This is a genomic window from Vibrio sp. 10N.261.46.A3 (assembly GCF_041472995.1).
Classification (GTDB): domain Bacteria; phylum Pseudomonadota; class Gammaproteobacteria; order Enterobacterales; family Vibrionaceae; genus Vibrio; species Vibrio coralliirubri.
Map to the genome: position 1 here is coordinate 1 of NZ_JBFRRH010000075.1, position 6,182 is coordinate 6,182.

Genomic DNA, 6,182 nt, shown 5'->3' on the forward strand with positions numbered 1-6,182 from the left:
GATATATTTATGCAGCACTTGAATGCTGCATAACGGGTAGGGTGTTGCGTTTCATGTGGCGGAGGGGCTTTTAATTAAGTGAAAAGGGTATTGAGAAATACGACAAGGCCTATAATACAAACTTATATAACTTTGAGGGCGCAACAATTATGTTGAGACTTTCCTTGATGCGACCAACGCTGTTGAGCGTGGTCTGCAGTGGTGTTATTTTTCCTGCGATTGCTGCGCAGTCATATGTGCATGGAGCGTATGGCTTTGGAGAGGAAAGTACTTCTCAGTGGGGAGTGGGAGGGGGGGTGAACTTTGATGACTCTCCTTGGGGGGGGGAGTTTAATGTCCATTCTTCGAGTTCTACTGATATTGGTCGATATACTGTAAGTCAGTCTTGGGTTGCACTATCGGCAACGTACCGTATACGTCATTTTTTTCTAGACAAAATGACGTTAAAAGGTGGTGTTGGGGTATCCTCTATATATCAGGGAGCTGCAGATTCCAGCTATCAAAATAATAATTTTCTTTGGAATGTCACCTCAAATGTCGATCTGAGTTATCAAGTAAATCGTTACTTGGATATATTTGGTGGATATCGTTTTTTTGTAGGCGACTCTTTTGAATCGCTTTCTCCGAACGCTTGGATGTTTGGAGCACGCTTGTACTGGTCTCGCCCTGAGCCTGCTGTCACCCTGTTAAATGATGAGAATATTACGCCTGCGCTAGCCGACTTGCGAGCTGACACGTTTTCGCAATCGGCACAGTTAGAGCAGAAGCTGGATGAGTACGGCTTAAGTCAAAGTTTCAGCCAGTTTGTAATTCAAAGTGATGCTACATCAGAGGTTGACTGGCAGCGATTGACGCTAATTGTAGATGAAAAAGATGTGACACTTGATGTACAGTTAACTGAGCAGGTGGGGCAGTTGAGAGATAGGTTACCAAAAGGTGAGCATACGTTGCACTTTACTTTGGTTGGGGTTAGCCGGAAAACGGGCGATATGCGTCAAGTTGAAAGTTCATACTCAATCGTACTGTATCACAGTCAGGGGCTGAACTTCTTACTTTCGATTAAACCCCACTTGTTAGGAGAGGCATTGCATGTCCAAGCGTTTTAATGCTTCTAGCGTGGGGATTGCACTGTTATTGAGCTGTTCGATGGTTGTTTATGGTAAAGAAGTGGACTGGTCGATATTATCATCTTGGTGCCCTGAAGAGCTAAACGATTGCCAGGTATCACCTATGCGTGATGAGGTATTGTTAGCATCATTAGTGGATGCTGATTATCGTTCTTTAACGCCAACATTGAATCAAGGAGAGTTGTCATTTACAGCGTTACTATCAGTTTACCAGTCTTTAGGCGAGGGAGAGGAAGTAGCCGATTTATCGCGTTACATCCAGTTTCTTCACACTGATATGGCGCAGAGAACACATCTTTATCGCTATGCAATAGGGGAAGGCGAGCTAGGTTCGGAGCCAATGCGTGCTGAATTACGACACTATTATAAAGAGTTGAAATACCTAAAATCTTTGCAGGTGATAAATCAAAAACAAATCCGCATAATAGAAGACTTTTCCTTGAAAGGTGCCAAGGATCTCGAAGTGCAAATGGAATGGCAGGCAGAACGTCTAAATGAGGCTGTGATGACCATTTCTTCGCAGCTTAGGGAGGACATAAGAGCAGAAGAGCAAACCCTTCGCTATTTCATTTACAGAAGAGAACAAATCAGTGAATAAAACCGTATTATCTTTGATGGCGTTAGGGGTAGGGCTTAGCAATAGTGTCCAATGCTCTCCATTGCTCTATACTGATTACATCACTGCATTAGAAGCACCCGTGTCTCATACTCTTCAACAGTACGCTCTTGATGGAACAGACCCCGATCGGGTGATGAACATTTTATTAAAACAGAGCGAACGTATTACGGCGGAAACAAGTGGTATATTTCTTGATAACGTAAGTTTTTTACTATCCCAAAAGAGTTACTCTCCTTATATGCCAACTTTACGCCAATTAAATATTCAGACTCTATTACTAAATGGGGAGGTGGCAAAGGGTGTCTTGGAAATTACGAATCTTTCACCTCAAGAGCAGGACGATTACCGTTTGCTGTGGGTGATGGGGCTAATATATCTTGATCAAACCTCGAAAGCGGTAGCTGTATTTAATCAGCTATCCTCCGAGTCTTATCGGGAAAGTCCAGCTAAGGCATTGAACCTTGCCCAATACATGGTTGTTCAGCATGGGGTTCCTAGTCAGGCCCTACGCCTTCCCAGTGATGGAAATGAGTCGCTTGCGCTGCAACTGGCTGATTTTTACGAGGTCCATAGCCTGTATGCTAAATCGCTTTCAGAGCAAGCTCGGCGATTGTCAATGCTACCAACATTGGTAGATCAGCAGGCATATCGTCAGAGTTTGGTGAGATTCGCAAGAGAGCATGACTTGGTAAAAGACGAGCGAATATTGATGGAAAAATACCTAAAGGTAGCGATCACAAAGCCTGTTCATGTGATTGGTGATGAGGATGTGATAAATGAGTACAGCCAATTATTAGTGCATTATTACTTTGACACTCAAAACCACAATGGGCAGCGACAATGGTCTGACGGGCTGTTGGAGGCACAGCGCCGATTTGGTAAAACCAATTCTAAAACACAACAAAAATACTTAGAAAACCGCATTTACCGATACGACGAAGAGCGCCCAGCCTTTTTCTATTTGGATGTCGTGTCATTAGCAACATTAACCCAGCAACGTTCGCTTATCGCTTCTGTTTTTACTTCCTCTTTGCCTAAGGCGACGCAGCAAAAGTTGTTGGCGGGATACTTTTCCATTCCAGCCGATTTGGATGACGTCTCACTTGCTTTTGCGAGCAATTATGCGGAATTGACTAAGGGTTGTGATATTGCGCTTCCGGCGATCGTTAGAGCTTTTAAAGGGCACCAACTCACGAAAAACAAGAAATACGCTCAAGCTCAAGAGTGTTTCTCCACAGTCGTTTGGTCGCAAACTGAGTTGCCAGAACAAGTGCTTTCGCTACTGCAGAAAGAGCAGCGCCAAGTAGAGTATGTGGTAATGAAAGATAAAGGGGACGAGTCTGCCATGATGGCGATAGCTAGAGAGGGTCCCGAGGACATGCGTCTTGATGCAGCCATGTTTGCAGTTAATAGCCAACCGATGTCTTTTGCACGACTTGATTACCTTGCTGATATGGGGGGGTTGGCTCTAACCCCAGAGCAGCAAAACATGATTGATGCGAAAATTGATGAACGCTTACGTCAATCTGATCAGATGGAATTATTGATACCTCGATTAAAACAAAATCCGGAGCGTCATTCTCTAGAATTGGCTTATTGGTCCATGTTTCAAGATGAACCGGAAAATGCAGTAGGCTATATCCTAATGCGGTTGGCACAGCCAAGCCCACTGGCTCCGGCGGATGATATTCGTATTGTTCGCTATTTAGATAGTGTGTACCCCTTGCTATCTAAAGAGGCGAGACAACAAGTTCACCAACTATCGCATGAAGGAATTCAGAGAATGGTGCAATTACGAGCGATCGAAGTGACCATAGAGAATGCTTTTGATCTGGAGGTCTCTGATACGGTAGTAGCCGTCCAGCAAGCATTGGCGATATATAATCAATTAAAAGCGAAATTGTCGAGTGCGCCGGTTTCTAATGCCACTGCTCAGTTGTGGATCCTAGGGAAACTCGAAGATAAATTTCGTCAATTCTTACTTCTTCATGCCGCTCAGGCACCAGATGCCTTAAAGCCAGTTATGCGCGAACAAGCTGCACAGAGAGATTTACAATATAAGCGCTATGTTCATCAGATTTTGGACCAAAAAATAGAGGGCGTGATGGATGTACGAGTATTTTATGCCGTGTTATTTATGAGGGGGGGCAAATGAAGCTTTGGCTAATAGGCCTGTTAGCTCTGGGCTTAGTTGGGTGCGCTCAAACGTCAAGTAAATCAGCAGCCGTAATTTCGTGCAGTCAGTCATTGATGAAAGAAGATGAGCGCCAAGCGCCTTATTCTTTTCAGCAGGGTTTTTGGGCATGTCAAGAGGGGGGGCGAGATGAGGTGTTGACTCGTCGTTATGTGGATTCGTTGATATTAACTGGTCAGTTCCAGGGAATCAAAAGCGGATCTTCCTTCCCTGAAAGCGTACCCTCTGAACTTGTGGAGCAATGGCGTCATTGGGCTAAGGAGAATTTGTGATGCGCATTTTTTTATTGAGTAGTATATTACTTATAAAGGCTAGCTGCGTGTGGGCTGGAGATGAAGATGTGCCCTCTGAAAATAATGAGATCACGTTTATCGATGCTATAGCAGAGGAGGAGTTGTTTCGCCCTTACATTCTGAAGCTGCCTGATATTGAAAAAGTAAGTCAAGCGGACGCGGCATTATTTGAATTTATAAACCAGAAAATAAAGTGGGAAAAAGATGATTGATAATATCATGGTGTTTTTTAAAAGCGGGGGCGTATTTATGTTCCCTATCGCGGCTATCGGCCTAATTGCTCTGGCTATTGTCATTGAGCGATTTTTTGTAATGATGAATTACCGTCGGCAAATCCTCAAAGATACCTATCAGTTTTCACAAATAGCGGAAGAGGACATAGGTGAGGCATTAACCACTTTAACACGAGGGCGTTCAATCTTAGCAGGCACGATAAAAGAGGCGTCAATAGAGTATCAAGAGCATGCTATCTCTAGAGAAGAGTTTGAAGAGGTTATGAGTATAAGTGCCATTCATTCACTTCGCCGTTTAAGTCGCCGTACAACGGTAATATCAACGTTAGCGAATGTGGTTACGTTACTGGGGTTGCTGGGTACCATTATGGGGCTTATTCAAAGTTTTGCTTCTGTTGCTCAGGCTTCTGGATCGGATAAATCGACTCTGCTATCTGAGTCAGTCTCGGTAGCGATGAACACGACGGCATTTGGTCTGATGATCGCAATTCCTTTGTTGCTAATGTATGTGTTTATTGATAACGCCTCTAACAAAGCAATTGAGAGTCTTCAAGCAGGGTGTGCAAAGGTACTGAATAAATTGTATCAAAAGCGAACTGTATATGAAAAATAACCTCCTCCAAAGAAAGGCGTCAGGGAATGAAACGGACTTAAATATCACGCCCTTTTTAAGTTTAATGGTAGTGTTGATTCCAGTTCTTTTGGTAAGTGCGAGGTTTTCTCTATTTGCGCAATATGAAGTATACGCACAACCAAATTCTTCAGTTTCTTCCTCTTCTCAACTAAGGTCGATTGCTCCCTATCTACTACGAGTAACTGACACGGAATTTATTTTATTGCAAGATGGTAAAGTACTATTTCGTCATGAAGTTGCAGATAGGGCGTCACTTATTTCGACGCTGACAGGGCGCCTGAATAGCCTGAGCGAATCGGCACCATTATCCATTTCGCTAGAGGCATCGTATTCGCATCAAGATATAGTGGGGTTATTTGACCTTCTTGCGCCTTATGCGGAAGTGTTTTCATCGGTATCGATGGACGTAAAGGATATGTGACAGCCATGAATATTTCGTTTAAAACGTTGACGGTCAGTCGAAAAAATAAAAGAGGATCCGCTTTAAACTTGGTGGCTCTGATGGATATTTTTACGGTCTTGGTATTTTTTTTACTGTTTAATGTGCACGACGACCAAGTGGTTGAGCTCGGCTCTAATATTGACAGTTTACCTCTATCGGAACAAGCGACTGATGAATTAAAAGAGGCACTCAACGTGCAAGTGCTAGAGTTACCTTCTCAGTCCCAGGCTTATTTTGCTGGTGAGGCGATTTCTCTCTCTGATGGCATTAAAGGTTTATCCGAGTTTATACACAATCATTGCAAAGTAACTGAGGGGCATTGCCGTCTGCTGGCCATTCAAGCCCCTCCTGACATGCCTTACCCTTTTGTTAATAAATTTGTAGAGCTAGGCCGAAAATTAGGTTTTGAAAATGTCTATCTTGTTGTCGTTAAAAAGTAAGTCGGGGAATCAAAATGTCACTACTTTATAGTGAGCAGCGTGAGAACACCTTTTTGCTAATCCTTATAGGAGGGTTTTCTATTGGTTTGGCGCTGTTCGGTGTGAGTTTGGATGCATTTGTTATGCGAGATACTCAACTTTTTAATACAAACAAGAAGTCCGTGACGTTTGTGTTAGCACCAGAGCCAAAGGTAGCACTA

Annotated in this window: 8 protein-coding genes; all 8 read left to right on the forward strand. The window is 43.4% G+C overall.

The window, feature by feature from the left end; genetic code table 11:
- Positions 1–149 precede the first annotated feature (149 nt).
- The gene (locus tag AB4484_RS18160; protein WP_372079618.1) at positions 150–1,106 is read left to right on the forward strand and encodes a hypothetical protein; all 957 of its coding nucleotides are present in this window, start codon (positions 150–152) and stop codon (positions 1,104–1,106) included.
- On the forward strand, positions 1,090–1,725 hold the full coding sequence (locus AB4484_RS18165) for a hypothetical protein (protein WP_372079621.1): 636 nt from the start codon (positions 1,090–1,092) through the stop codon (positions 1,723–1,725). Before AB4484_RS18160 ends, AB4484_RS18165 begins: the two co-directional genes overlap by 17 nt.
- Complete coding sequence (locus AB4484_RS18170) at positions 1,718–3,901, forward strand: hypothetical protein (RefSeq protein WP_372079624.1); 2,184 nt, start codon at positions 1,718–1,720, stop codon at positions 3,899–3,901. Before AB4484_RS18165 ends, AB4484_RS18170 begins: the two co-directional genes overlap by 8 nt.
- A 307-nt stretch (positions 3,902–4,208) precedes the next feature.
- Positions 4,209–4,445, forward strand: coding sequence for a hypothetical protein (locus AB4484_RS18175; RefSeq protein ID WP_372079626.1), 237 nt, complete (start codon positions 4,209–4,211; stop codon positions 4,443–4,445).
- Positions 4,438–5,079, forward strand: coding sequence for a MotA/TolQ/ExbB proton channel family protein (locus tag AB4484_RS18180; RefSeq protein ID WP_372079628.1), 642 nt, complete (start codon positions 4,438–4,440; stop codon positions 5,077–5,079). The genes AB4484_RS18175 and AB4484_RS18180 overlap by 8 nt, the downstream gene beginning before the upstream one ends.
- The gene (locus AB4484_RS18185) at positions 5,069–5,521 is read left to right on the forward strand and encodes a hypothetical protein (RefSeq protein WP_372079630.1); all 453 of its coding nucleotides are present in this window, start codon (positions 5,069–5,071) and stop codon (positions 5,519–5,521) included. Before AB4484_RS18180 ends, AB4484_RS18185 begins: the two co-directional genes overlap by 11 nt.
- A gap of 5 nt (positions 5,522–5,526) precedes the next feature.
- On the forward strand, positions 5,527–5,982 hold the full coding sequence (locus AB4484_RS18190; RefSeq protein WP_372079632.1) for a biopolymer transporter ExbD: 456 nt from the start codon (positions 5,527–5,529) through the stop codon (positions 5,980–5,982).
- A gap of 14 nt (positions 5,983–5,996) precedes the next feature.
- Positions 5,997–6,182 (forward strand): hypothetical protein (locus tag AB4484_RS18195; RefSeq protein WP_372079635.1); only part of this gene is annotated, 186 nt, incomplete at its 3' end.

Excerpts from the sequence above, each read along its gene's own strand:
- AB4484_RS18180 (WP_372079628.1), top strand. The coding sequence starts at position 4,438 with ATGATTGATAATATCATGGTGTTTTTTAAAAGCGGGGGCGTATTTATG.
- AB4484_RS18165 (WP_372079621.1), top strand. The coding sequence starts at position 1,090 with ATGTCCAAGCGTTTTAATGCTTCTAGCGTGGGGATTGCACTGTTATTG.
- AB4484_RS18160 (WP_372079618.1), top strand. The coding sequence starts at position 150 with ATGTTGAGACTTTCCTTGATGCGACCAACGCTGTTGAGCGTGGTCTGC.
- AB4484_RS18185 (WP_372079630.1), top strand. The coding sequence starts at position 5,069 with ATGAAAAATAACCTCCTCCAAAGAAAGGCGTCAGGGAATGAAACGGAC.
- AB4484_RS18190 (WP_372079632.1), top strand. The coding sequence starts at position 5,527 with ATGAATATTTCGTTTAAAACGTTGACGGTCAGTCGAAAAAATAAAAGA.